Raw genomic sequence first — 24,708 nt, forward strand, 5'->3', positions numbered from 1 at the left:
ATTTTGTATCGTTATAAATCCATATGCAGAATATGTAACTTATGCTTTCGGTGTGTGGTTATATAAATGTTCTTTTGAGAGTAGATCGCTGAACGGAGCAGATAAAGCAAATGATCAGGCTGAGATCTTTTATCGATCATAGCCTAATGTGTATGAGGTGGTTGGTGAGCCTAAAGGTATTGTGATAGAGATCAAAGCTGAACTCTCGATAATCCGAGACCATACGTGCCGTTTGATGAAGTGTCGGCTATCACATGCACGATCTATCTACGCAAACGAGCTATCTATTAAAACGAACGATATAAAACATCTACCAAAATCACACTATGTGAAAGATGTTATGTGAAAGACACAAAGAGAGATGGGATTAATATGCAGGAAAATCTTTGCCCTTGTTGCCAAAATCCACTGGCGTGGGATGGGCGTTACCATTGTGCTCAGTGCAAACATCACTTTAACAAAATTGGTTTTTGCCCTGAGTGTGATTCTGAGCTGGAGAAATTGCAGGCGTGTGGCGCGGCAAACTTTTTCTGTAACTCATGCAATGAGCTCAAATCAAAATCTAAGATTCGATTTGAGTTTCAAGCACAAGATTAAGTGATTAATTAACGGTAGAGAAAACTTCGCCATCCGCCACTCGCGTGATCAATTGATCGCCGGTTTTTAGATCACGAGCGCGGTGAATCACTTTGCCTGAGCTATCTCGCGTGATCGAATAGCCTCGTTTTAGTGTCGCTAATGGGCTTACTGCGTCAAGCTTCTCTGCAGCTAGCGTTAAACGGTGTGCTGTGCGCAGGAGTTTTTTCTCCATTACGTCCAGCAATCGTTGCTCGCTTTTGGCTAGTCGATGCTGCTGCTTCGCTAAGGTTTGTACGGGAGAATGCAACTGCAGTTGATGGTATTGCTGGCCAATGTGCTCGCGCTGAGTCGAAATATAGCGCTGTATCGCCCGCTGTAGGCGCATTTCTGTGTCATCAAGTTGCTGGCTTTGACGCTGCAAGCGGTAAGTGGGGTGCTGTTTCTCTAGCGCGTGAACCAAAGCGCGTAAATGATGCGCTTGTTGACTGGTGTAATAGCGCATCGCACTTTGTAGCTTGTGCTGGTATGAGGCGAAAGCTTGTCGCTTATTACTGTTGTCTCGGCTGACTAATTCTGCAGCAGCGGAGGGGGTTGGGGCACGTACGTCAGCCACAAAATCAGCAATCGTCACATCGATTTCATGCCCGACGGCACTGATAATTGGGATCTGACTAGCGGCAATTGTGCGCGCTACGATCTCGTGGTTAAAACACCATAAGTCCTCTAAAGAACCGCCACCGCGACCCACAATCAATACGTCACACTCTTGCCTCGCATTTGCTCTACCAATTGCTTGAGCAATTTGAATGGCCGCTTGTTCGCCTTGAACCAGTGTAGGATAAATGATGACGGGCAAGCTTGGATCGCGCCGCTTGAGCACATCAAGAATATCAAACAGGGCTGCGCCAGTTTTTGAAGTAATAACTCCGACGCATTGAGGATTTTCCGGCAAGGGGCGCTTATTGGATTGTGCAAACAGCCCTTCTGCGGCCAACTGCATCTTCAGCTTTTCAAACTCTTGCTGGAGACGACCATCCCCTTCGGGTTGCATGCTCTCGATAATGACTTGGTAGTCACCTCTGGGTTCATAAAGAGAAAGACGCGCTTTAACAAGTACCTGCTGGCCATTTTTAGGTTTGAATGTCACAAAGCGATTATTGCCTTTGAACATCGCACATTTTACCTGTGCGCGAGAATCTTTGAGTGAGAGATACCAATGGCCAGAAACCGGAGCGGAGAAGTTCGATATTTCACCAACGAGCCACACAATGCCCATTTCATTTTCAAGTAACAGGCGTACTTCAGCATTGAGACGAGAGACAGTGTAGATGTTTTCGTTGGTCAAAGAAGGCAAGGCTAATCCCCTAGACGAGGGTATGGAAATTAGCGGCAATATAATACATATCAAGGGTTGGAATGCAAATTAAAAATGAAAAAATGAGTGGTCAAGCGATTACCTCGGGCGTATAATCCGACCGCAATATCAAATCCAAATCGATTTATCCTGTTCATTGTGTATTAGGGCAAATTGAGACAACTTGGATTTACCTTTTATTCACTCCTCTTAATTGTGAGATATTGCAAATGCTAAGAATTGCCAAAGAAGCGCTGACATTCGATGATGTTCTTCTCGTACCAGCACACTCCACCGTTCTCCCAAACACAGCCGATCTCCATACTCAGCTGACCAAAAATATCGCACTGAATATTCCGATGATCTCAGCTTCTATGGATACAGTGACAGAGGCTCGCCTTGCGATCGCTCTTGCCCAAGAGGGTGGTATTGGTTTTATCCACAAAAATATGCCCATTGAAGAGCAGGCTGAACAAGTCCGTCTTGTCAAAATTTTTGAAGCGGGTGTAGTCACTGCGCCAGTAACAGTTCGCCCTGATGCAACCATTCAAGATGTGATTGCTTTGACAGAGAAACATGGTTTTGCCGGTTTCCCTGTGGTGAGCGATCACAATGAGCTTGTCGGTATCATCACCGGCCGCGATATTCGCTTTGTTACTGATTTAACAAAAAAAGTTGAAGCAGTCATGACACCAAAAGATCGCTTAGCCACAGTTAAAGAGGGCGCATCTCGTCAGGATGTACAAGAGCGCATGCACAAAGCGCGTGTTGAAAAAGTCTTGGTAGTGAATGATGAATTCAAACTGACGGGTATGATCACCGCGAAAGATTTCCATAAAGCAGAACGCAAACCGAATGCTTGTAAAGATGAACAAGGGCGTTTACGTGTTGGTGCGGCTGTTGGTGCCGGTGCTGGCAATGAAGAGCGCGTAAAAGCATTAGTGGAAGCAGGAGTGGATGTTCTACTGATTGACTCTTCTCATGGCCATTCAGAAGGTGTACTTAACCGTATTCGTGAAACGCGCGCCGCTTATCCTGATCTCGATATTATCGGCGGTAATGTTGCAACGGGTGCCGGTGCGAAAGCTCTAATTGACGCGGGCGTAAGCGCGGTCAAAGTCGGTATTGGCCCGGGTTCAATCTGTACAACGCGTATTGTAACGGGTGTTGGTGTACCTCAAATTACGGCGATTTCTGATGCAGCTGAAGTGGCTGATCAATACGGTATTCCTGTGATTGCTGATGGCGGTATTCGTTTTTCTGGCGATATTTGTAAAGCGATTGCTGCTGGTGCATCTTGCGTGATGGTCGGCTCCATGTTTGCGGGTACTGAAGAAGCTCCGGGTGAAGTTATTTTGTTCCAAGGCCGTTCATATAAAGCTTACCGCGGTATGGGTTCGCTGGGTGCAATGTCTCAAGGCTCTTCTGATCGTTATTTCCAATCTGACAATGCAGCTGACAAGCTTGTACCTGAAGGGATCGAAGGTCGTATCGCTTATCGAGGCCGTCTAAAAGAGATCGTTCATCAACAAATGGGTGGTTTACGCTCAAGCATGGGCTTAACTGGCTCGGCCACTATCGAAGATCTGCGCACTAAAGCCGAGTTTGTTCGTATCTCTGGTGCAGGTATGAAAGAGTCACACGTGCATGATGTTCAAATTACCAAAGAAGCGCCAAACTACCGCTTGGGTTAATGACGAACCACGAATAGCTTGAAGCTTATGGGGAGCGCGATGTTCCCCATCCACTACATTAATGATTGAGATTGACCTTAAATGACTAAAGATATCCATGACCAACGTATTCTGATCTTAGATTTCGGCTCTCAGTACACACAACTGGTTGCCCGCCGTGTTCGCGAAATCGGTGTTTATTGTGAGCTGTGGAGCTGGGATGTTGAAGAAGCAGACATCCGTGAATTCAACCCAGATGGCATTATTCTTTCTGGTGGTCCTGAAAGCGTGACTGAAGCCAACTCTCCGCGTGCGCCACAATATGTGTTTGATTCTGGCGTACCTGTGTTTGGTGTTTGCTATGGCATGCAAACCATGGCTGAACAGTTGGGCGGAAAAGTGGCCAGTTCTGAGGAACGTGAATTTGGTTATGCAGCTGTACAGCTAATGGGTGAATCGGCCCTGTTTAGCGACCTTGAGCTAACGCAAGACGTTTGGATGAGCCACGGTGATAAAGTGGTGCAAATTCCGGCTGATTTTGTGAAAACAGCGCAAACGGAAACTTGTCCTTATGCGGCAATGGCGAATGAAGAGAAAAAATATTATGGCGTGCAATTTCACCCAGAAGTCACGCACACCAAAAACGGTCTAAAAATGCTTGAGAATTTCGTTCTCAACGTTTGTGGTTGTGAGCGTCTATGGACGGCTGAGTCTATCATCGAAGATGCGGTTGCTCGTATTAAAGAGCAAGTCGGCGACGATGAAGTGATCCTTGGCCTATCGGGTGGTGTCGATTCGTCAGTTGTGGCGATGCTGGCTCACCGAGCGATTGGCGATAAATTAACCTGCGTATTCGTTGATAACGGCCTATTGCGTCTGAATGAAGCTCAGCAAGTAATGGATATGTTTGGCAACAAGTTTGGCTTAAACATCATTCATGTTAATGCAGAAGATCGTTTCCTCAACGCACTGCAAGGTGAGTCTGATCCGGAAGCGAAACGCAAAATCATCGGCCATGTGTTTGTTGATATCTTCGATGAAGAATCAAAGAAATTGAAAAATGCGAAATGGCTTGCGCAAGGCACGATTTACCCAGATGTGATTGAATCGGCTGCCTCTAAAACAGGTAAAGCGCACGTTATTAAATCTCACCATAACGTTGGCGGTTTGCCTGATGATATGGAAATGGGATTGGTTGAACCACTGCGTGAGCTTTTCAAAGATGAAGTACGCAAGATTGGCCTAGAGCTTGGTCTGCCTTACAACATGCTTTACCGCCATCCGTTCCCTGGTCCAGGCCTTGGCGTACGCGTGTTGGGCGAAGTGAAGAAAGAGTACTGTGATTTGCTGCGCCGCGCCGATGCTATTTTCATTGAAGAGCTGCATGCCGCTGATCTGTATAACAAAGTGTCACAAGCTTTCACGGTTTTCTTACCTGTTCGTTCGGTAGGCGTTATGGGTGATGGGCGTAAATACGATTGGGTTGTATCGCTACGCGCAGTGGAAACCATTGACTTTATGACAGCACATTGGGCGCACCTGCCTTATGAGTTCTTGGGTAAGGTTTCTAACCGTATCATCAATGAAGTGAATGGTATTTCTCGTGTGGTTTACGATATTTCAGGTAAGCCACCAGCCACCATTGAGTGGGAATAATTCCTCTAAAAAAGCGTACTCCTTCGGTGAGTGCCCTGTTATGATTGCTGCGAAATAGTCGGGGAGCCGATGCAGATTCTGCATCGGCTGAGATCGAAATTCGAGACCCGTCGAACCTGATTCAGTTAATACTGACGTAGGGAACTATGAGCACTTTGTCACGAGCCGAATAACAACGGCTAACCTTTGTAAATTCGATTACCGAACTTTCCAAACCACGGTCAAAGTCAGTTCCTGTATGTCTTGTCATAGGAGCGACCATGGCACAACCAATACAGAAACACACACAAGAAACGACGCTATTAAACATACCTGTTGTACTCACCATCGCAGGGTCTGATAGCGGTGGAGGGGCTGGCATTCAAGCCGACATCAAAGCGATATCGGCAACTGGCAGTTTCGCGTGTTCCGTTATTACCGCCATTACTTCACAAAATACTCAAGGCGTTTCCGCCATTTTCCCCATTCCACTTGATCACATCGAAAGCCAGTTAGATGCCGTCTTTAGCGACTTGAAGATCGTGGCCGTTAAAATTGGCATGCTAGCCGATGCCAGTATCATCAAGATCGTTGCCAAAAAAATGCAGCAATACCAACCCAAGAGTCTTGTGATTGACCCCGTGATGGTGGCGACCAGTGGTGATTTATTACTTGAGCAATCGGCAATCAGTACATTAAAAGAAATGTTGATCCCTTTGGCTGATATCATTACCCCCAATTTACTTGAGGGAGCAGTACTTATTGGCAAGCCGGTTCCTCAATCTGAAGCAGAAATGAACGACATGGTGGCTGATTTACGAGCGTTGGGTGCAAAGGCGGTGTTGCTAAAAGGTGGGCATTTAGAACAAGATGAAAACAGCAACGATCTTTTGATCATGCAATCTTCGTCAGAATTACTCAGTGCGAAGCGTTTTCCAACCCAAAATACCCATGGGACGGGTTGCACTCTCTCTTCTGCGATCGCTTCTTATCTTGCTCAAGGAAATAACCTGCACAAATCCGTGTATTTGGCTAAGCAGTACATATCGCAAGCCATTGGCTATGCCGATGAGCTGGATGTTGGCCAAGGTCGCGGCCCAGTTCATCACTTTTTTACTGGCCACGCTCATGTGCGCTAAGCCATTGCCGGTGCGATGATGCTTGAGAAATTTGAGGCATTGGTTGTTCACTTAACCTGATGAAAAATAGATTGAACTCTAAAAGCCTCAAGCTTTTTTGAGGCTTTTGCATATTTATCGACTTGCCTTCAAAGGGCGATGTCGCCGTACGATAATTGGTTTACATCATGATGAAACCACTCGCATTTTGACATTTAATTAATAAGTTTCACTGTCAACAATGGCTCGGCTATCCATACTATTTTCACCGTACCCACTAAGCAAAAAATAAGGGATTGATATGTTGAAAACAAAGCATTTAGCCGTGCTGATTAGCAGTGTCTTAGCCGCAAACAGTTACGCGTTAAATATCTTACCTGACCCTGAAAATTCCGCGGGTTATATTGTCTCTAAAGTAGAGCTGCAAGCGGCAGAAAAAGCCAAAACAGCGGATCCTATGTATGCCATCTGGTCGAAAGCACTAGAAACGCGTTCGAATGCGATTGTTGAAGCAATAGTACCGGGTTTAAGTTCTAACCCTGAAAACGTCAAGCGTGTTGAACGAGTTTTTCCACAGTACGAGTGGGATTTCTTAACTCAAATGGCGGCTCCCGAATACACCTACACACGCTTCTTACGGGCAATTGGCAAATTCCCCGCGTTTTGTGGCGAATATACGGATGGCCGAGATTCTGACGCAATTTGTAAAAAATCCATTGTGACGGCTTTTGCCCATTTCTCACAAGAAACGGGTGGTCACATTGCGAAAGATAACGTATCTGATAACCCGAATAGGCTTGAAGAATGGCAGCAAGCATTGGTTCATGTGCGTGAAATGGGTTGGTCTGAAGGGCAAAGTGGCTACACAACCGGTTGTGGCCAAAATGATTGGCAAAATGCTCGTTGGCCGTGCGCTGCTGGGCAAGGTTATTTTGGTCGAGGCGCGAAGCAGCTCTCTTACCATTTCAACTATGGCGCTTTTTCTGAAGTGATGTTTGATGGTGATGCCAAAGTACTGCTCAATAACCCCGGATTAGTAGCGGATTCTTGGTTGAATTTAGCCTCAGCGATTTGGTTCTTCTTAACTCCTCAAGCACCGAAACCGGCAATGTTGCACGTAATTGACCGTACATGGACACCTTCGCAACGTGAAAGCGATGCTGGTATTGGCTATGGTTTTGGCACCACAATTAACGTTATCAATGGCGGCATTGAGTGCGGTGAACAGAACAAAGATAAAGGTCAACCGGTTAATCGTATTCGCTACTGGGAAGGGCTAGCCGATCATTATCAAATACCGATTGAGTCTGATGAAAAGAATACCTGTTGGCAGCAAACGCCTTACGGTAGCTTAAATTTGAACGGTGCGACGGATGTGCTGTATACCAACTGGGATGGTAATTGGAAATATTACTCTGATCGTCCAGGTGGCTACTCGTTTGAATGTGAACTGGTTGGTTTCCAAACCGCGTATTCAGCCCTTGTTGCTGGTGATTACGAAAAATGTGTGACTAACTTTTATGGTTCACATTCTAGCTGGCCCCAAGTGCGTGTTGTGGATGCGATTGATCCCGGTACGCCACCAGAGCCGCCAGTGGATGGCATCGTCGGTTGGGAAGCGACAAAGGTATATAATACGGGCGATAAGGTGAGCTATAAAGGCGCTACTTATGAAGCTAAGTGGTGGTCACAAGGTAATGAACCCACTCAAGGTGATCCTTGGAAGCTTATTACAGGTGGCTCAACAGCGCCCACAACACCTGACCCTGTTGAGCCACCACCAGTGGTTAATGAGCCAGAACCGCCCGTCACGCCAGAGCCTACGCCACCAAGCAGTGATTTTTCAAGCTGGGTTGCAGGGGTTACTGTTGCAAAAAATGGCGATAAAATTACGCATAATGGAAAGTGTTTTATGGCTAAAAATAACCCCGGAGTATGGGAATCACCCACGCAAAGTAACTGGTTTTGGGATGAAATAAACTGTCAATAGAGAGTAACATTTAGCAAAAGGAGAGCAGCACGATCGAATTCGGTTGCTCTGCTCTCTTTTTGAACAATCAAGTGGTTAAATTTACAATCTTAGTTTTCGTTAACGTTCTTTCCATTTTGTGTGCTACTCCACTAAAATCCGCGCGTAATTTTTATCAACATTTTTTAAGGTACTCGCGAATGTCTACTAAATTGGCCAATCCAGCGCCGCTAGGCCTAATGGGTTTTGGCATGACGACTATCCTGCTTAATATCCATAACGCAGGCTTTTTCCCTATCGACTCTATGATTTTGGCGATGGGTATTTTCTACGGTGGTTTAAGTCAAGTCATCGTGGGTATCATGTGTTTCAAACGTGGTGACACTTTTGGTACCACAGCGTTTACCTCTTACGGCCTATTTTGGCTCACATTGGTTGGCCTGATTGTCATGCCATACATGGGACTACCAGCAAGCCCTGCTCACTTTATGGGTTGGTACTTAGCGTTGTGGGGCATTTTCACTGGTTTCATGTTTATCGGTTCATTGTGCTACCCACGTGCTAAACAAGTGGTATTCGGCTCACTGACCATTCTATTTGCTTTACTAGCTGCGCGTGATTTCACTGGTAGCGAGCTTATCGGCACGATTGCTGGCTTTGAAGGCATCTTCTGTGGCGCAAGTGCGATTTATTTTGCAATGGCTCAAGTTCTGAATAATGAATATGGCCGTGTTATTTTACCGATTGGTGAAAAGAAAGCGCAAAACGCTGTTGTCGAAAAGTTGACGACACAAGAAATCGCAGCCTAATACGGGTTGATGAAAAAGAAAAAGGGTTAGCGTTTGCTAACCCTTTTTACGTTTACCTTGAATGCTTTTTGCTGATGAGCTTAGCTAATCCGTTAGGATGATGGTTGTTCAACACCCACGGAGCTTTCTTCTACGGTTGGTTCTTGTCCCGTTTTGCGTTTATATTTTCCTTCCCAATATGTCGCATTCTTAATGCCGAGTTTTACTGGGTTGAAAAGATACTCATCGACACCTTGTTTTTGTTGTTCTTCATAATCTTTGAGTGCTGCAATAGCTGGTTTAGCCATAAAGAAGATGATCAAAATCCCGACTATGTTTAGCCACGCCATCAAACCCACGCCCACATCACCCATTGCCCAAGCAAGGTTCGCGGTTCTCACTGTGCCGTAGAATACCGTTGCGATGATCACTACTTTAAGAAGGAACATCAGGCCATCGACTTTAAAGGTGCGGCGAATGTAAGCAATATTCGTTTCAGCAATATAGTAGTATGCCAAAATCGTGGTAAAGGCGAAGAAGAACAGAGCAAACGCAACAAAAGGTTTACCCACGCCCGGTAGTGCGCTCTCAATCGCCATTTGGGTAAATACTGGGCCATTGGCACTAATATCCGCCGCGATGTTCTGTACTAAAAATGCACCTTCTGCGCCGCCGTGTACGTTATAAGCACCAGTGATCAGAATCATGAACGCGGTTGCGGAACAGACCAGCAAAGTATCAATGTAGATAGAAAAGGCTTGCACTAAACCTTGCTGCGCTGGGTGATCAACACTCGCGGCAGCCGCAGCGTGCGGTCCAGTACCTTGGCCTGCTTCGTTTGAGTAAACACCTCGTTTTACCCCCCAACCAATCGCAGCACCAATACCTGCCATTGGTGTGAACGCATCACCAATGATCATGGCAAAAATACGTGGTACTTCATTGATGTTAAGCAGGATGATAACAAACGCAGTAATGACATAGGCCAAAGCCATAAATGGCACCACGACCTGTGTGAAGTTAGCGATACGCTTAACACCACCAAAGATGATGAAAGCTAAAATAATTGACACTACGGTACCAGTAAAAATCTTAGCAAAAGTGAAGCTACCGATAGTGGTTTCAATGATTGGGCCAGCCCCAAAAGCCGCTTCTACGGCATTACCAATGCTGTTGGATTGCACGCCAGGTAAAAGCACACCACAGGCAAAGATGGTGGAAATGGCGAAGATCCATGCATACCATTTTTGTCCCATCGCTTTTTCGATGTAATAAGCGGGGCCACCACGGAATTCACCTTCATCTTCTTCTTTATAAATTTGTGCCAGAGTTGATTCAGCATAAGCAGTCGCGGCACCAAAAAAGGCCACTACCCACATCCAGAAAATAGCACCAGGGCCACCAAAACCAATTGCTGCGGCTACGCCTGCAATATTACCCGTACCGACGCGTCCCGAAAGTGAAACGGCCAAAGCTTGGAAAGAGGATATCCCTTTGGTTGAGCTTTTTCCGGAAAGAAGAAGTCGCCACATTTCAAAAAAGTGACGGACCTGAACGAATCGGGTCACAATTGAGTAGAATAAACCCGCACCAAGGCATAAATAAATTAGCGCCGGGCTCCAGATTATTCCATTCAGAAAATCAACAAATGACTGCATATGCATTTCCCTGTTTTAGTAGTTTTGGTGAGTGTTGTGTTTGCTTTGTGGGCAACATATTAATCTTTTTGTAACTTAGATGTTAATTTATTTATCTGTGAATAATCGTTAGCGTGATGAGGAACACAAAATGCTAATGAAATGTTAAATAATAGGTGGGTTAATTAGAATTGGCTAAAATTTCAGCGCATATGGGTTGGTCACCCGAAAGGTTGGAAATTAAATCCTCTCGGATGAATCATTATGCATAATAACTTTCCACTAAGGTTTAGCTAATAATAAGCATTTTCTATTGTGACTAGCTGATGAGGTAGCGCGAGAGATTCAACTCATGAATTGGTAAAGCACAAGTTTGCTCACTGACAATGTCGGCAAGAAGCTGTCCAGATCCGCAAGCCATCGTCCACCCTAAGGTTCCATGTCCGGTATTGGTGTAGAGGTTTTCAAATGGAGTGGAGCCTATAATCGGAGTCCCGTCAGGCGTCATTGGTCTAAAGCCTGTCCAGAATTCAGCTTGTGCTAAATCACCGCCTTGAGGAAAGAGATCGGTCACGACTTTTGCAATGGTTGCTTTGCGCGCATCAGGCAAGGCAGGATCAAACCCGGCTAACTCTGCCGTGCCCGCGACACGAATTCGATCCTCAAAACGAGTGATGGCCACTTTATATGTTTCGTCCATTACCGTTGAACGTGGGGACAATTCGGCATCGACAATCGGCAGCGTTAGTGAGTACCCTTTCACTGGATAAACAGGAATGGAGATACCCAATGTCGCCAGTAAAGCGGTAGAGTAACTGCCGAGTGCGACGACATATTTGTCTGCTTTTAGCTCACCTTTATCGGTTTGGACAGCGATGATCTTTTTGCCTTCAGTGGTTAATGTTTTTATTTGTGTATCAAACAGAAATTGCACCCCACGGCTTTTCGCGAGCTCTGTTAATTGTTGGCAAAACAGATAGCAGTCCCCGGTTTCATCGTCGGGGAGGTACAAACCACCTCGCAATTTATCGCGTACAAGAGCAAGCCCCGGCTCTTGCTTAATGCACCCATCGACATCAAGAAGCTGATAACGAATCCCACTTTGCTCGAGTAGTTTGATGTCCTTTTGTATCGCTTGTAGCTGTTTTTCGCTGCGAAATACTTGCAACGTTCCAAGCCGACGGCCTTGATATTGCAGGTTATGTTGCTGATTCAGGTCAGCCAAACAAACGCGGCTGTAATTGGCAATCGCCAGCATTCGGGCTTTATTGATGTTGTAACGATCCTGTTGGCAGTTCAATAACATTTTACCCATCCACGCCAACAGCTGTGGGTCGATAGACGGTTTTATTTTCAACGGTGCATGCTCTTCAAACAGCCACTTTAATGCTTTTTGTGGGATGCCGGGTGCAGCCCAAGGGGAAGAGTAGCCATAAGATATTTGCCCTGCGTTAGCAAAACTGGTTTCTTTTGCACCTTGTGATTGGCGATCCACCACCGTTACTCGGTGGCCCGCTTGTGATAAATACCATGCGCTGGTTAGCCCGATGACGCCGCTGCCTAAGACGATTACGTCCATGTTGTCTCCTTAAATCACCTTAGTGTTCTCTGAGCACATTCAGAGTTGGTGTAAATGTTCACATAATGGCAACATCAAACATCAAATTGAGTGGAAACACAATCATTAGCCCCTGCACTTATTTTTATGTGGTGATGACAGAAGGGGGGAAATGAAGTCAGAGACAGGTCGCTATCAGCGCTGAGTGTGTCTATGTTTCAATACTGCATAAATCATAACGATAAAAGTGATAGCGGCCATTGCCCAGATCCAATAGCGGTAAGCAGAATAAAAGTGGCTGATTTGGTGAAGATGTTCAAATGCAAAATGGGTGAGTAAACCAAAGACCGCGACCCAAACCGTGGTGGCAAGCACGTTACCCAGTAAAAATACTCTGATGGGCATTTTCGCCACTCCGCAGGCTAATGGCATGAATTGTTTCATCCCCTCAACAAAGCGACTGATGATTAAGCAAATCGGGCCGTATTTTTGAATAGCGCTTTGCAGTTTTTGAAATTTAGCCCCTGAAATATAGCCTTTTTTATCCAACCAACCCTCAAAATAATAGCCGAGTAGATAGCCGCAACTATTACCAATAAAGCAGCTTAGCCACGATACAATCATAACAAGAGAGAAATTCATTATGCCATTGGATGACAAAATGGACGAGGCAATCATGAGCGATTGGCCGGGCATCGGAATGCCAATCCCTTCGAAAAAGATGCTGATGATCAGTGCTAGGTAGCCGTACTGTTCCAATAACGGCTGCATTGAGAGAAGCAGTTGATTGATAGGTTGCAAAGCGGGTATCCACCATCGTAAGTTTGAGGTTATTTAATACGCTGGTTCTTCGTTTGAATCAACGTCATCGTGTGATAATGCCCATTTCTTGGCTCTTAAAATAGAATACGTTGTGGTTAGTACCTTCAAATTAGCTGAAAATCATCAGCAAATTTGTTGTGGTTTCTATGCTCTTTTGGCGTAGTACACTGCTTAAAAATCAAGAGGAGTTATTTTATGTTTCATGCCCATGTTTATTTTGATCTCGCAGAGCAAGCGAAAGCACAACGCGTACAACAAAAAATTGCCCAACAACGACATGATGTACAAGCCATGTTTGGCTTAGTGCCAAGGCTTGTTGGCCCGCACTTAAAGCCGATGTTTGAAGTACACCTTGCTGACAATAGCCACGGATTTATTGAGTGGCTAGATGAACATCGGGAAGGTCTTAGCGTGTTGATCCATCCGGTTTCTGGAGACGATAGGTATGACCATTCTGAGGGACAAGTTCTGTGGTTAGGAGAGACTTTAGGGGTGAACTTAGCCGTATTGCGTTAGAGGATGCCTATCAAATTAATAGCCACAGTGAATTAGTGTTTAATGCTCATCTTGTCTAGTCTGTACAGAACGCAGCAGAAACAATAATCGTGGCAAGGTTTTGAAGAAAAAGGTTTTTCGAACAAGTCGTGACCGCAGGCTCATCACCTCTCGTTGTTATTGTATATACATGATGTTGTTCTAAGTTTTGTTGCATTTGAATTTAATACAGTGAATGTTCAGCCAATATCGACCGTGCTGAGTGTTTTTAGAATAAATCAAGCACACTTAAATAGCCGCAGTAATGCGAAGCAAGGAGAACGCAATGGAGAATAAAGGTATGAATTCGGGCGGTAAATGCCCTGTCATGCACGGCGGAGTAACCTCTGCTGAACTATCGAACATGGATTGGTGGCCAAAAGCACTGAATCTTGACATTCTTCACCAGCACGACGTGAAAACCAACCCAATGGGGGCGGATTTTAATTACCGCGATGCGCTAAAAACATTGGATGTTGATGCCTTGAAAAAAGATCTCAAAGCACTAATGACCGATAGCCAAGAGTGGTGGCCTGCCGACTGGGGGCATTACGGCGGTTTGATGATCCGCATGGCATGGCACTCCGCGGGTACTTACCGAATTGCAGATGGTCGCGGTGGTGCGGGCTCTGGCAACCAGCGTTTTGCTCCGCTTAACTCGTGGCCTGATAACGCCAATTTAGATAAAGCTCGTCGCTTATTGTGGCCAATCAAACAAAAATACGGCAACAAAATCAGTTGGGCGGATCTGATGATCTTGGCGGGTAATATGGCTTATGAATCCATGGGGCTTAAAACCTTTGGTTTCGCTTTTGGTCGTGAAGATATTTGGCACCCAGAAAAAGACACTTATTGGGGCTCAGAAAAAGAGTGGCTAGCGCCAAGTGGCGGAGACAATAGCCGCTATTCCGGTGTGCGTGATCTAGAAAACCCGCTTGCTGCCGTGATGATGGGCCTGATTTATGTAAACCCTGAAGGCGTTGACGGTAATCCAGACCCGCTGAAAACCGCACATGACATGCGCGTCACTTTTGAGCGCATGGCAATGAATGATGAAGAAACCGTGGCGCTGACAGCGGGTGGCCATACGGTGGGTAAAGCGCATGGTAATGGTAGCGCTGCGAACTTAGGGCCAGATCCTGAAGGGGCGGACTTGCACGAACAAGGCTTGGGTTGGAATAACCACACCAGCCGCGGCATTGGCCGTAATACCGTCACCAGTGGTATTGAAGGTGCATGGACTACGCACCCAACCCAGTGGGATAACGGCTTCTTCCACCTGTTGTTTACCTACGAATGGCAACTGACGAAGAGCCCTGCTGGCGCGTGGCAGTGGGAGCCAATCAACATCAAAGAGGAAGATAAACCGGTTGATGTGGAAGACCCAAGCATTCGTTATAACCCCATGATGACCGATGCCGATATGGCGCTGAAGATGGATCCTGAATATCGCAAGATATCAGGGCGCTTCTACAAAGACCCAGCGTATTTCTCTGAAGTGTTTGCGCGAGCTTGGTTTAAGCTTACTCACCGTGATATGGGGCCTAAAGCGCGCTACTTTGGCCCTGATGTTCCGGCAGAAGATCTCATTTGGCAAGATCCCATCCCCGCAGGTCGTAAAGATTATGATGTGGATGCAGTCAAAGCAAAAATAGCAGCCAGCGGCTTAAGCATCAGTGAGATGGTCAGCACCGCATGGGATAGTGCTCGTACTTTCCGTGGTTCCGATAAACGTGGTGGCGCTAACGGTGCACGCATTCGCTTGGCTCCTCAAAAAGATTGGCAAGGTAATGAGCCAGAAAGACTCAGCAAAGTGTTGGCTGTTCTGGAGAAAATTGCCGCTGAAGCGGGTATTAGTATCGCCGATACCATTGTTTTGGCGGGTAACCTTGGTGTTGAACAAGCGGCCAAAGCGGCAGGCGTTAATATTACTGTGCCTTTTACTGCAGGGCGTGGTGATGCAACGCTTGAACAAACGGATGTGGAATCGTTTGATGTGCTTGAGCCACTGGCGGATGGTTTCCGTAACTGGCAAAAGAAACATTACGTGGTTAACCCAGAAGAGATGCTGTTAGATAAAGCGCAACTATTGCGCCTGACCGCCCCAGAAATGACCGTATTGATTGGTGGATTGCGAGTGCTCGGTACAAACTATGGCGGCAGTCAACATGGTGTATTGACAGACCGTGTTGGGGCGTTGACTAACGATTTCTTCGTTAACCTCACCGACATGAATTACACTTGGAAGCCAACAGGCCGTAACTCTTACGATATGGTTGAGCGTAAGAGCGGTAAAACAAAATGGACAGCGACTCGTGTTGATTTGGTGTTTGGCTCAAACTCCATTTTGCGCTCATACGCTGAAATTTACGCGCAGGACGATAACAAAGAGAAGTTCGTCAAAGACTTTGTCGCTGCTTGGACCAAAGTCATGAACGCCGATCGCTTCGACGTGTTGTAAACCCTCTTCACTCAGTAATCTTGATATTAAGGCCCTCTTAGCGAGGGCCTTGTTGTGCCTCGGTTTTCTCTCTAAACGGCTTGTTTATAAAAGAGACTAGTCCCCAAAAAACGAGTGTTTCTAAAAACAGACGGAACCTAAAAACAGATGGTATCTAAAAAATAGAGGGCATCTAGGAAGCATCACACAGCGATATATTTTATTGTAATTCCAGATGCGCCAGTGTTTTGAAGTGCTTGAAGGTTTCGCATTGCGACAGACTTTTGCCTAATTTTTTATTAATCAGCACTTGGAAAAGATCATACAGCCCCATCGCCTCTTCATAGTCACATTTACTTAAGGCGAGGAAAAAGATCAGATAGGCTTTTTCACCATTGCCCCATTCAATTCCACGCGGTGCAGCGACGGTGTAAACCATCGAACGTTTAGCAAAGAGTTCAATTGAGTGAGGTAGAGCAATGTATTCGCCCATCATGGTTGAAACCAAACTCTCTCGCTCTTGCAGTGAAGCTCGGTATCCTTCCTCTACCAACTCCGTTGATTCAAGATGCGAGCAAACCTGTTCAAAGAGGTGTGATTGCTCAATGACGTCATCAAGGTAGAGAAATTGAGCCTTGGAAAAATACTTATCCAAAAGATAAGAGTGCGTGCGATCAACCAACACTTGTTTGCCCAGTTCTTCCAATTGATGTTGGGTAGGGAAGGGGTCAACCACAAAGCTCTGAATCTCTCTATTGGCTAAGGGCATGGTGGTAATAATGAGGTCCGCTTGCGTGGCATCAGCAGTGATCAACTGTTCAGGGGAATAAACCGTTTTCATATCCAATTGCGGATACTGGCGGCGGATGATCGCTTCTAGCCCAAGTGTTGCGGCATTACCGGCGTCGCAATACAGGAGCGCTTTGGGTGTACGGTGACCTAAATGGTAATTACGTTCAAGCCCCACACCAATGTGAATCACAAGATAGCCTATTTCGTGCTGTGTCATGCAGTAACCCGTCTCTCTGATCCAGTCTGCGATGGCCGATAAGGTAATACTGTAAGCGAGTGGGTAGTGCTGTTTGATATGCTCGGCCAATGGGTTAATTGTGGCGACATGATGTTTGACACGAATGATCATATGGCAGACGTGGTTGTGAAGATCGCGGCGTAATAGTGCATCGTCACGCACATCGTAAGGGTAATTTTGATAGATATAGTCAAAGATGTGAGTGACTAGAGCATCGGCTTCATGCTGTACACTCTGGCTAAGGAGTGCTTGATTCGTCGCAATTCTCGCTTGAATGTGAATCGCCAAGGCGGCAATTTCATGGTTATTGGCGGGTAACAGCATCGGTAGCGCAGAAAATAACGCTTTGGCAATTGGTAGCGTCGTTTCATGAACATCGTTTTTAGAAAATTCGGTAAGCTCTTTGCCACACGCGAGCCTGTGCAGTGTGACGGCAGCATAAAGGGTTAACCAACGCAGCCCAATATCATTGATATAGAGTGTATGGTTGGTCAACACTTCACGAAAGCGCGCTGCAAAAATTTGCTGAGATTTTTCAGGGAAAATCGTACTAATAAAGCCCAGAGCTTGTTTTGTCTCTTTTTGTTCGATGTAGATAAGTTGGGTTAAACGGGAGCGAATCGCCATTTCTGGGCCTTGGATCTGCATGCCCAAACGAGGTTTACTTTCAATCGATAAACCAAACGTGGCCAGTTGGCTGCGTACATCAACCATATCATTTTGAATAACGGTGCGGCTTAGATTCCATGTCTCGGCCAATTCGTCAATTTTTACGCCTTGTTCTGCCGTTAATAGCAGTACTTGAATCTGGATGATGCGCTCTTTACTGGTCCTTGGAATCGTTTCTGCATTTTGCACCCTCGACAAAAAATGCTCGAAAGTTGATGGGTTGTAGATATTGAGTTGGTAACCGGAACCGCGCTGGTGGAGAAGATGTGCGCCATGATTGACCATCACATTATTGAGCAGCGCGACATCGGTGCGTATGGTGCGTGTCGAAACATTAAGCCGTTGCGCAAGTTCGTCCTGAGTCAAAGGCGAGGCGGATACAGCATCCAACAAATGAATTAGGCGAGGGTGCGGTAGCTTGTACATCATCGATTCCTATTCCAGCATGAACAGCGCTATCTAAAAGGTAAAATGCACTAAAGGCAATAGATAGCCAACGCTTTGTTATGCCGGAGCACATGCTCCGGCGTCGGTGTTATGAATGTGCCAGTTGTTTTTGAGTCATGGCCAGCAGGGTTTTCACATCCTCGGGGCGAGTCTGTCCGGTCTGTTCATCGATGATTGAGCTATAAATGTGTGGAATGACTTTTTCGACTCCAGCATCGAGAGCGATGCGTAAAATCTCTTCAAAGTTGTTTAGATCAATACCACCCGTTGGCTCTAACCAAAAGTGGTGACGAGCACAGGCGTTGGCAACTTCTTGGTACTCAGCTTTGCATTTTAGCCCCTGCATTGGGAAGAATTTGACCGAGCTGCAGCCCATATCTTGCAACATGGCAATCGCCGTATCAACGGGAACAACCGCTTCTTCCATGCCGGAACTTTTCGGGCCAGTTGAGATTTTAACCAAGCCAACAGTGCCTGATGGTGAAATCAAACCATTCACGATAGTGTGATGTTGACCTAGCGCTTGACGCGTAGCCCCGACACCAGTAAAGACTTGATTGACATGCTGAGGTTGTAGTATTCCGGCTAAAGCCGTCACCATATCCGATTGTTTGGGATCCCCTGCACCAAGGCCAATCGATAAAGCATTCTCGATTTTTTCAGCGCACGCTTTCATATCAGCCGCAGCGCTTGCGGTATCTGGGTAATCTTTCGAGAGCATACCGACCAACACATGGCCTTCTGCGGCTTGGTAGACTTCAATCGCATTATGATGAGAGCCCGCCAGCACATTGAGACATACACGGTCAGCGTAAAAATTAGGGCTTAAAGACATTCTAATGACTCCTGATTTAGTTGGTTCATGGCGCTAAGAATAAGTTCAAGTTGATGAGATGAAACACTGCGGACATCAAATTCCACTGAACCTTCATTGGATTTGTAAGCGCGGCAGTAAATCGCTGGGTTACCATTTTGGAGGCGTGTGACGGCTTCATTAGCGCTGATACCAAATTGTTTGGCATCAAAACTCACTTCTGCACGTGCGATATCTCGGCCTGCACTGTCCCAAACCACGCGCGCGCTTATCCCTTCAATACGGTTTAACCCCTCGATAAATGGCGTCATTTTATCCACCATTTGTTGGCCGGTTTCTTGTTGGCGGCTTAAGTACAACTCAATGGCATGCGTTAGGCCTAAAATGCCTTCTTTACCGACTTTCATGGCACGGCCAATCCCTGCAGATTGCTGCTTAACCCATTCCACATATTGATGTTTCCCAATCACTAAACCGCTGGTTGGGCCTTCAATCGCTTTCGCACCACTGTAGATAACTAGATCAGCCCCTTGCTGATAATAGAGTTGTAGATCCTCTTCTGCTGCTGCATCAACAATCAGCGGAAGCTGGTGGTCTTGAGCCACTTTGGCCGCTTGTGCCACGGTTAACATGCTTTTTTGCACGCAATGGTGCGATTTAATGTAGAGAATGGCGGCGGTATTGGGGGTGATTGCCGCGGCTAATTGTTCTGCGCTGCATTCATTAGCCCAACCGGCCTCAATCAGGTTACCGCCGCCAAGATTTACCATGCTGCCAACCGGGGCACCATAATTGACGTTATGCCCTTTGGGGATCACAATATCCGTTGCGATCGAGTGCGTTTTTGCATGCAGATGCTCAAGCAGATAAGGGTTACCACGCACAATGACTGCCGCGACACTCTGTGCAATTCCCGCTGAAGCGCATGAGACGACGACTGCATTTTCAACTTGCAGCAAACGAGCAATATATTGGCCGGTTTTGTTCACCAAATCGCTCATTTCAAAGTAGTTGTTCATCCCAAAACAGACAGTCTGTTCCACTTCGGGTTGCGGAGTAGAAACACCAAGAGCTGTCATACGGCCAGATGCGTTGATCACTTGTTTCAAGTGATATTTTTCAAGAATGGAAGACATAATGCTGTTGTCCTTGTTCAGTCAATACAAGCTTGCCGTCAATAATGGCAGCAAGAGGCGTAAATCTCTGTTGTCCAGTTCGATGCTGGTGATGAGTATCGGTGTAGTTAACCGACGCTTTATTGATGGTGTAGAGCGTTAAATCGGCATCATAGCCTGCAATTAAGTGCCCCTTTTTCGCTAGGCGAAGTGCTTGCGCTGCTTGACTCGTCACGCGCTCAATGATCTGCTCATGGGATAATCCGAGCGTAAAAAACATCGACATCAGGTGGGCAAGACCGTAAACCGGGCCATTGAGCCGGTTCTTACAGTAAATGTCAGAACTGATCGTATCGGGCAAAATCCCTTGTGCGATGGCCTGCTCAGCCACCTCAAAACTGAAACTGGCACTGCCGTGGCCGATATCAAGTTTCATGCCTCGAGCTCTGGCCTGCTGAACGCTGCTTTTTATTTCCCCATGACAATCAAGAATGCGGTTAGGCTTGCCATTAAAGCAGTGAGTGAGAATATCGCCTTTGCCCAGCAGAGCGACAATCTCATCCAAATCTGGCGGCGCATTACCGACGTGCACCATCAATGGAACGCAGCCGCATTGCTGTTGTAATGCTTTGGCTGCATGAAGTGGCATTAAGCCATTGTGGCCGACAACACTACCGCTCATGCGTGCTTTTAAGCCGACAATAAATTCGGGATGACGAAGCAGTGCTTGCTTTGCGCTATCCAGATCAATGTCGTTAGCATCGGCCAGTTCATTTTGGCGCAACAAGCCAATTTTCGAGATGTTAAGTAGTGCGTGCACATGGGTTGTGCATTGCGCTGCAAGCTGCGCAAAATCATCCACATCGTTTGTGCCTGTGCTGCCCGCATCAATGACAGTTGTCACGCCACCGGACACCCCAACGTTATCGGGGTGGTCGTTATAAATAGGCGAGTTCGGATAGCAGTGAGTGTGGCCGTCAATCCAACCGGCACTGACAAAAACGTCATGATCTAAATCGACGGTCTGTTTTGCCAATGAACCAGCAAGATCGCCCACCGCCGCTATTTTGTTGCCCTGAAGGGCGATATCGATACTACACCCACCCGCTTGTTGGGCATTTTTGATCAGGATGTCATACATAATTTGCATCTCACGCTCTTCGCTCATCGGCGCGAAGAGCGATTCTCAGTAGAATTTAAACCCCAGCTTGTTTTACAGTGCGATAGGAAAAAGAGCTCCTAACGCCATTGCTCCGAGAATTGCACCACCCGTAATCGGTTTACCCCACACATAGAAAATCAATGCGCCACCTAGAGAGCCGATCCCAATCGGGATAGAAGCGGCCATCGCAGATAAAATGATCAATGGTCCAAGAAAACGGCCGGAGCTATTGCCTGCTCCCATCATCACATCAGCACCGTAGGTTGAATCGCTTTGGTTAATGGTGAATTTACGTGCCAGCACAATTAAGCCACCAATCGCCAAACCAGCGAGCATGCCTGTGATTAACGAAGCGGTGAAATTTTCAAGAGGATAAACAATGCCAGCACCCAGTAGTAAAGCTGGAATCCCTAAACCCACACCGGTTTGCACTGCGCCACCGATATCCAAAATGCCCACGAGCGAACCTTCAATGATGCGTGCAAACAGAAAGCTTGCACCAAAAGCGGCCACCGCACCGTACGCGCCTGTATCCATCCCTGCTCGCAGCATGGAAACAAACGCCACTTCGTTAAAAGCACCGACACCGTATAAGTAGTACATGTGCGTTCCGGCAAAAACCCCGGCTGAAAGCAAGCCCACGAAAATCGGGAAAGACCAGTCGGCATACCAAAAGTTGTGTTTCATTTTTTCGTCCATGGTCAACTCCTTATTTACCACTGATCATGAGATGGATGTTTTCAAGCCACAAAGGAACTTGCATATGGAAAGCTTCGATAAATTTCATGTCGAACCCGCGGAAGAAAGCACTTAACGCAAACAGTGCAATAATCGCCGCCATCATGATCTGGGTTACTTTGTTCCAACCACTCTCTTCAACACCTTTACCAATCAAAATACCCAGCACCAAACCAGGAACGGCGTTGCCCATAATCATCTGAGCTAAACCACCAAAGATAGTGGCCCAAAAGCCCGATTTCTTACCCGCTTCAATTGCCGCTAGCCAGAAAATAACCGGCATAACGGTATTCACCAGTAAGTTTGCCGCAGGTACTAATACCTTTACTGCCGTGACTTGCAGCGCCGCAGGAACGGCCGCCGCCGTTGAGTTAAGAAACGCAACCACAATTGCACCGATAATGGCGCAAGCAATACCCATTCGTTTTGGATCATGCAAGGTAGTGGCAAGGTCGCGGTTTTTTATCATCAGTGCCGCCGCGCCCCAGTTCGGGATGATGCGGTGGTCAACATCTTGAGTGAATGCCCCTGCCGCAACAGTTGAGGCCCAAGCATTAAAGAAGAATCCAAGCCCAAAAGAGAAGTGAGAGGCAGGGTCGCCTTCACACGAGTTCAACTCTCCCAGAGTACGAAATGCACCCATACCTTGGATAGTTGGAGCATGGAACATCCTTGCCGCGCCTACTCCAACGCCGATACCGACTAAGCCACCAATGATGATGGACTTAAAGAGAATGATAAGAAACATGTCAGGGATCCTTATAGTGACCTGTTAACGTTTGAAATCGACCTGTTCCACATCGATGTGGGTCAGGCTGACCGTAACCTCTAGCTTGACGCTGTATTGGCGTCGATCTCTTGCAAGAAAGAAGAAAAGGAATTTCTCTCGCTTTACTTTCTCTTCTGCTTGCAAAACGTTGACGTCTAACGGCTCAATCCGGAGGAGGACTTTTGCGTTATTCTTAAGTAACGTGGGTTGTACTTGGCTTAAAGCCGCGGCAAAAGCCTGCTGCTTTGTTTCGCCCTTGCCACTCACAGTTACCTTAGTGGTTAACTGCTCTTTCATACTTTGACGCCATGCTTAGCCACAAACGCCTTCACCAGTTTTTCGCCCAGCTCTTCTTTATCCATAAAGCCGAAACCCAAAACCACACAGCCTTCATTGATCGCGGTTATCCCTTCCTCAACAGAGCGCATTCCATAACGGCATTGATAGCCATATTTTGTTTGCGCTGTGATAGCACCTGCGCCGCCGCTGCCGCAAAAAGAGATCCCTAAATCGGCTTGCTGCTGATGCATGACATCACCTAACTTCATGTCTGCGGCCATGCCGGGAATAACGGTCACTTCAGCGCCTGCCGCTTGAGCACCGGATCCTACTTTCTGACCTTTGCCCATGCGATCACCAATAACGACTTTGATTACTGACATGTTGTTTCTCCTGCTGTTGGGTTTAATTCGTTTTCTTTAGCCACTTCAAAATGGACCGAAAGCAGATGCGCTTCTTCATAAGCGAGGTTCTCCATCCAACGACACACTTGCTCGGCCAAGGTGAAACAAATGGGAGAGATTTCATCAAACATCTCCATATCGAGTTCAGGTAACGATTCACCGCTAAATGAGCGCCAAACCATCGCTTTGATGTGTGTTTCGAGCATTTTTTTCTGTAGCGAATCGGGGTAGATAGCGTGTGAATTAAGCAAGGCAATGGCTCGTTCGGTGAGCGACAAGCCAAGCTCTATAATCTGTGCATCATCCATGCTAATGGGTTGAGAGTTTTGCACCGTGGGATTCTCCAAATGTTTAGCTTGGAGAAGAAAATAGCGTAAAAGGGATCAAGGGTGGATAAGCCCTATTTCCACTTCCAAATGGAAATAAACCGTGGCCAGTAACATTCGCGCGGTTTTATGTGATGTGTGAAGAAGATTTATGGGAGTAAATGCGCTGAAAAGGTGATTTGAATCGCTATTTTAAGCGCAAATTTATCGTCTCTTTATTTGCTGCCCGTCACAAAATAACGGACGGTTATTTTGGTTTTATGTTTATTTTCCCAATCGAGCGTCAGGAAGCACGCAATATTAACGGAGGATAGCTTTGAGAGGAAAGCATGCGTTTTATCACTAAAAACCATACTAAGATCGACATACACAATCTTATGCATTGCATCATTAATCTCAGGGTTTTAAGATTCTCAGAATTGGAATCAAGATCAGAGAAGTACTGTGACCTTACTAGATGCTCTGAGCATTTTATCTAAATCATCTCCTTTTGCAGTTAGTACTGAGCGCGATGATCAATACGACAATCTTTTAACTTACAAAAAACATATTTATGTTCAGACGGATATTGAAGCTGATTTTAAAAAGGCACTTTTGTCTGCCAAATCTAATGAGATTATCTTCTTATGTGGGAGTAGTGGTGATGGCAAGTCTGAGATCTTAACGCAATACAGTCAAAAGTATAAAGCGACGCATGATTTTCATTTGGATGCGACACACAGCTTTAGTCCTAACCAGACAGCGATTCAGACGTTGGATGAACGTTTTACTCAAACTAAAAAAAATCAAAAACCGCTTGTTGTTGGTATCAATATCGGCATGCTGGGTAATTACGCGCAAGAAGGGGC

The 24,708-nt window shown here is 46.3% G+C and carries 22 protein-coding genes and 1 riboswitch; of the genes, 9 read left to right on the forward strand and 13 right to left on the reverse strand.

Annotated features, from left to right (window positions below):
- The first annotated feature begins 372 nt into the window (after positions 1–372).
- On the forward strand, positions 373–597 hold the full coding sequence (locus AACT21_RS09790; protein ID WP_199871416.1) for a zinc ribbon domain-containing protein: 225 nt from the start codon (positions 373–375) through the stop codon (positions 595–597).
- Positions 598–601: 4 nt separating this feature from the next.
- Here the strand turns inward: AACT21_RS09790 and xseA are convergent, their stop codons facing one another.
- Positions 602–1,933, reverse strand: coding sequence for an exodeoxyribonuclease VII large subunit (xseA, locus tag AACT21_RS09795; RefSeq protein ID WP_094164416.1), 1,332 nt, complete (start codon positions 1,931–1,933; stop codon positions 602–604).
- A 230-nt stretch (positions 1,934–2,163) separates the two neighbouring features.
- Between xseA and guaB the strand changes: the two genes are divergently transcribed.
- The 5 genes from guaB to AACT21_RS09820 all read left to right on the forward strand — a co-directional run bounded on the left by guaB (position 2,164) and on the right by AACT21_RS09820 (position 9,137).
- On the forward strand, positions 2,164–3,627 hold the full coding sequence (guaB, locus tag AACT21_RS09800; RefSeq protein ID WP_026028100.1) for an IMP dehydrogenase: 1,464 nt from the start codon (positions 2,164–2,166) through the stop codon (positions 3,625–3,627).
- A gap of 81 nt (positions 3,628–3,708) precedes the next feature.
- Entirely contained in the window at positions 3,709–5,262 is a 1,554-nt protein-coding gene (guaA, locus tag AACT21_RS09805; RefSeq protein ID WP_017044245.1) for a glutamine-hydrolyzing GMP synthase, read from the forward strand.
- Positions 5,263–5,311: 49 nt separating this feature from the next.
- Positions 5,312–5,422: riboswitch (TPP riboswitch) on the forward strand.
- Between the two features lie 100 nt (positions 5,423–5,522).
- On the forward strand, positions 5,523–6,380 hold the full coding sequence (gene thiD, locus AACT21_RS09810) for a bifunctional hydroxymethylpyrimidine kinase/phosphomethylpyrimidine kinase (protein ID WP_094164417.1): 858 nt from the start codon (positions 5,523–5,525) through the stop codon (positions 6,378–6,380).
- A gap of 280 nt (positions 6,381–6,660) precedes the next feature.
- The gene (locus AACT21_RS09815) at positions 6,661–8,349 is read left to right on the forward strand and encodes a chitinase (RefSeq protein WP_064624558.1); all 1,689 of its coding nucleotides are present in this window, start codon (positions 6,661–6,663) and stop codon (positions 8,347–8,349) included.
- Positions 8,350–8,528: 179 nt separating this feature from the next.
- A complete protein-coding gene (locus tag AACT21_RS09820; RefSeq protein WP_010320388.1) occupies positions 8,529–9,137 on the forward strand; it encodes an acetate uptake transporter in 609 nt (202 codons plus the stop codon).
- Between the two features lie 92 nt (positions 9,138–9,229).
- Here AACT21_RS09820 and AACT21_RS09825 read toward each other — a convergent pair whose 3' ends face one another.
- From AACT21_RS09825 to AACT21_RS09835, 3 genes are all read right to left on the reverse strand, one after another.
- A complete protein-coding gene (locus AACT21_RS09825) occupies positions 9,230–10,774 on the reverse strand; it encodes an alanine/glycine:cation symporter family protein (RefSeq protein WP_094164418.1) in 1,545 nt (514 codons plus the stop codon).
- A gap of 298 nt (positions 10,775–11,072) precedes the next feature.
- Positions 11,073–12,332 (reverse strand): D-amino acid dehydrogenase, encoded by a 1,260-nt coding sequence (locus tag AACT21_RS09830; protein WP_094164419.1) that lies wholly within the window; start codon positions 12,330–12,332, stop codon positions 11,073–11,075.
- A 174-nt stretch (positions 12,333–12,506) separates the two neighbouring features.
- Entirely contained in the window at positions 12,507–13,112 is a 606-nt protein-coding gene (locus tag AACT21_RS09835) for a DedA family protein (RefSeq protein ID WP_094164420.1), read from the reverse strand.
- A gap of 216 nt (positions 13,113–13,328) precedes the next feature.
- On the opposite strand from AACT21_RS09835, the gene AACT21_RS09840 reads away from it, so the two are divergent.
- Together AACT21_RS09840 and katG are read left to right on the forward strand one after the other, a co-directional pair.
- Positions 13,329–13,649: a DOPA 4,5-dioxygenase family protein gene (locus AACT21_RS09840; RefSeq protein WP_017046265.1), complete on the forward strand. Its 321-nt coding sequence runs from the start codon at positions 13,329–13,331 to the stop codon at positions 13,647–13,649.
- Positions 13,650–13,953: 304 nt separating this feature from the next.
- On the forward strand, positions 13,954–16,128 hold the full coding sequence (gene katG, locus AACT21_RS09845) for a catalase/peroxidase HPI (protein WP_094164421.1): 2,175 nt from the start codon (positions 13,954–13,956) through the stop codon (positions 16,126–16,128).
- Positions 16,129–16,327: 199 nt separating this feature from the next.
- On the opposite strand, the gene AACT21_RS09850 is transcribed toward katG, so the two are convergent.
- From AACT21_RS09850 to AACT21_RS09890, 9 genes are all read right to left on the reverse strand, one after another.
- On the reverse strand, positions 16,328–18,235 hold the full coding sequence (locus tag AACT21_RS09850) for a BglG family transcription antiterminator (protein ID WP_254917222.1): 1,908 nt from the start codon (positions 18,233–18,235) through the stop codon (positions 16,328–16,330).
- 106 nt (positions 18,236–18,341) lie between these two features.
- Positions 18,342–19,088, reverse strand: coding sequence for a 2-dehydro-3-deoxy-phosphogluconate aldolase (gene dagF / locus AACT21_RS09855; RefSeq protein WP_094164423.1), 747 nt, complete (start codon positions 19,086–19,088; stop codon positions 18,342–18,344).
- Complete coding sequence (locus tag AACT21_RS09860) at positions 19,079–20,203, reverse strand: DgaE family pyridoxal phosphate-dependent ammonia lyase (protein WP_094164424.1); 1,125 nt, start codon at positions 20,201–20,203, stop codon at positions 19,079–19,081. The genes dagF and AACT21_RS09860 overlap by 10 nt, the downstream gene beginning before the upstream one ends.
- Complete coding sequence (locus tag AACT21_RS09865) at positions 20,187–21,350, reverse strand: amidohydrolase/deacetylase family metallohydrolase (protein ID WP_094164425.1); 1,164 nt, start codon at positions 21,348–21,350, stop codon at positions 20,187–20,189. The genes AACT21_RS09860 and AACT21_RS09865 overlap by 17 nt, the downstream gene beginning before the upstream one ends.
- Before the next feature lie 45 nt (positions 21,351–21,395).
- Positions 21,396–22,043 (reverse strand): DUF4310 family protein, encoded by a 648-nt coding sequence (locus AACT21_RS09870; protein ID WP_017045613.1) that lies wholly within the window; start codon positions 22,041–22,043, stop codon positions 21,396–21,398.
- 10 nt (positions 22,044–22,053) lie between these two features.
- Positions 22,054–22,830, reverse strand: coding sequence for a DUF4311 domain-containing protein (locus AACT21_RS09875; protein ID WP_017045612.1), 777 nt, complete (start codon positions 22,828–22,830; stop codon positions 22,054–22,056).
- Between the two features lie 24 nt (positions 22,831–22,854).
- Positions 22,855–23,148 (reverse strand): DUF4312 family protein, encoded by a 294-nt coding sequence (locus AACT21_RS09880; RefSeq protein ID WP_010320376.1) that lies wholly within the window; start codon positions 23,146–23,148, stop codon positions 22,855–22,857.
- Positions 23,145–23,513 (reverse strand): SFCGS family glycine-rich protein, encoded by a 369-nt coding sequence (locus AACT21_RS09885; RefSeq protein WP_094164426.1) that lies wholly within the window; start codon positions 23,511–23,513, stop codon positions 23,145–23,147. Before AACT21_RS09885 ends, AACT21_RS09880 begins: the two co-directional genes overlap by 4 nt.
- Positions 23,504–23,866 carry a transcriptional regulator gene (locus tag AACT21_RS09890; RefSeq protein ID WP_228209387.1) on the reverse strand — a complete coding sequence of 121 codons (363 nt, stop codon included), beginning with the start codon at positions 23,864–23,866 and terminating at the stop codon, positions 23,504–23,506. The genes AACT21_RS09885 and AACT21_RS09890 overlap by 10 nt, the downstream gene beginning before the upstream one ends.
- Before the next feature lie 438 nt (positions 23,867–24,304).
- On the opposite strand from AACT21_RS09890, the gene dptF reads away from it, so the two are divergent.
- On the forward strand, positions 24,305–24,708 hold a 404-nt coding region (gene dptF, locus AACT21_RS09895), incomplete at its 3' end, for a DNA phosphorothioation-dependent restriction protein DptF (protein ID WP_094164427.1).

Source organism: Vibrio sp. V08_P9A1T1 (assembly GCF_963874405.1).
GTDB lineage: Bacteria > Pseudomonadota > Gammaproteobacteria > Enterobacterales > Vibrionaceae > Vibrio > Vibrio anguillarum.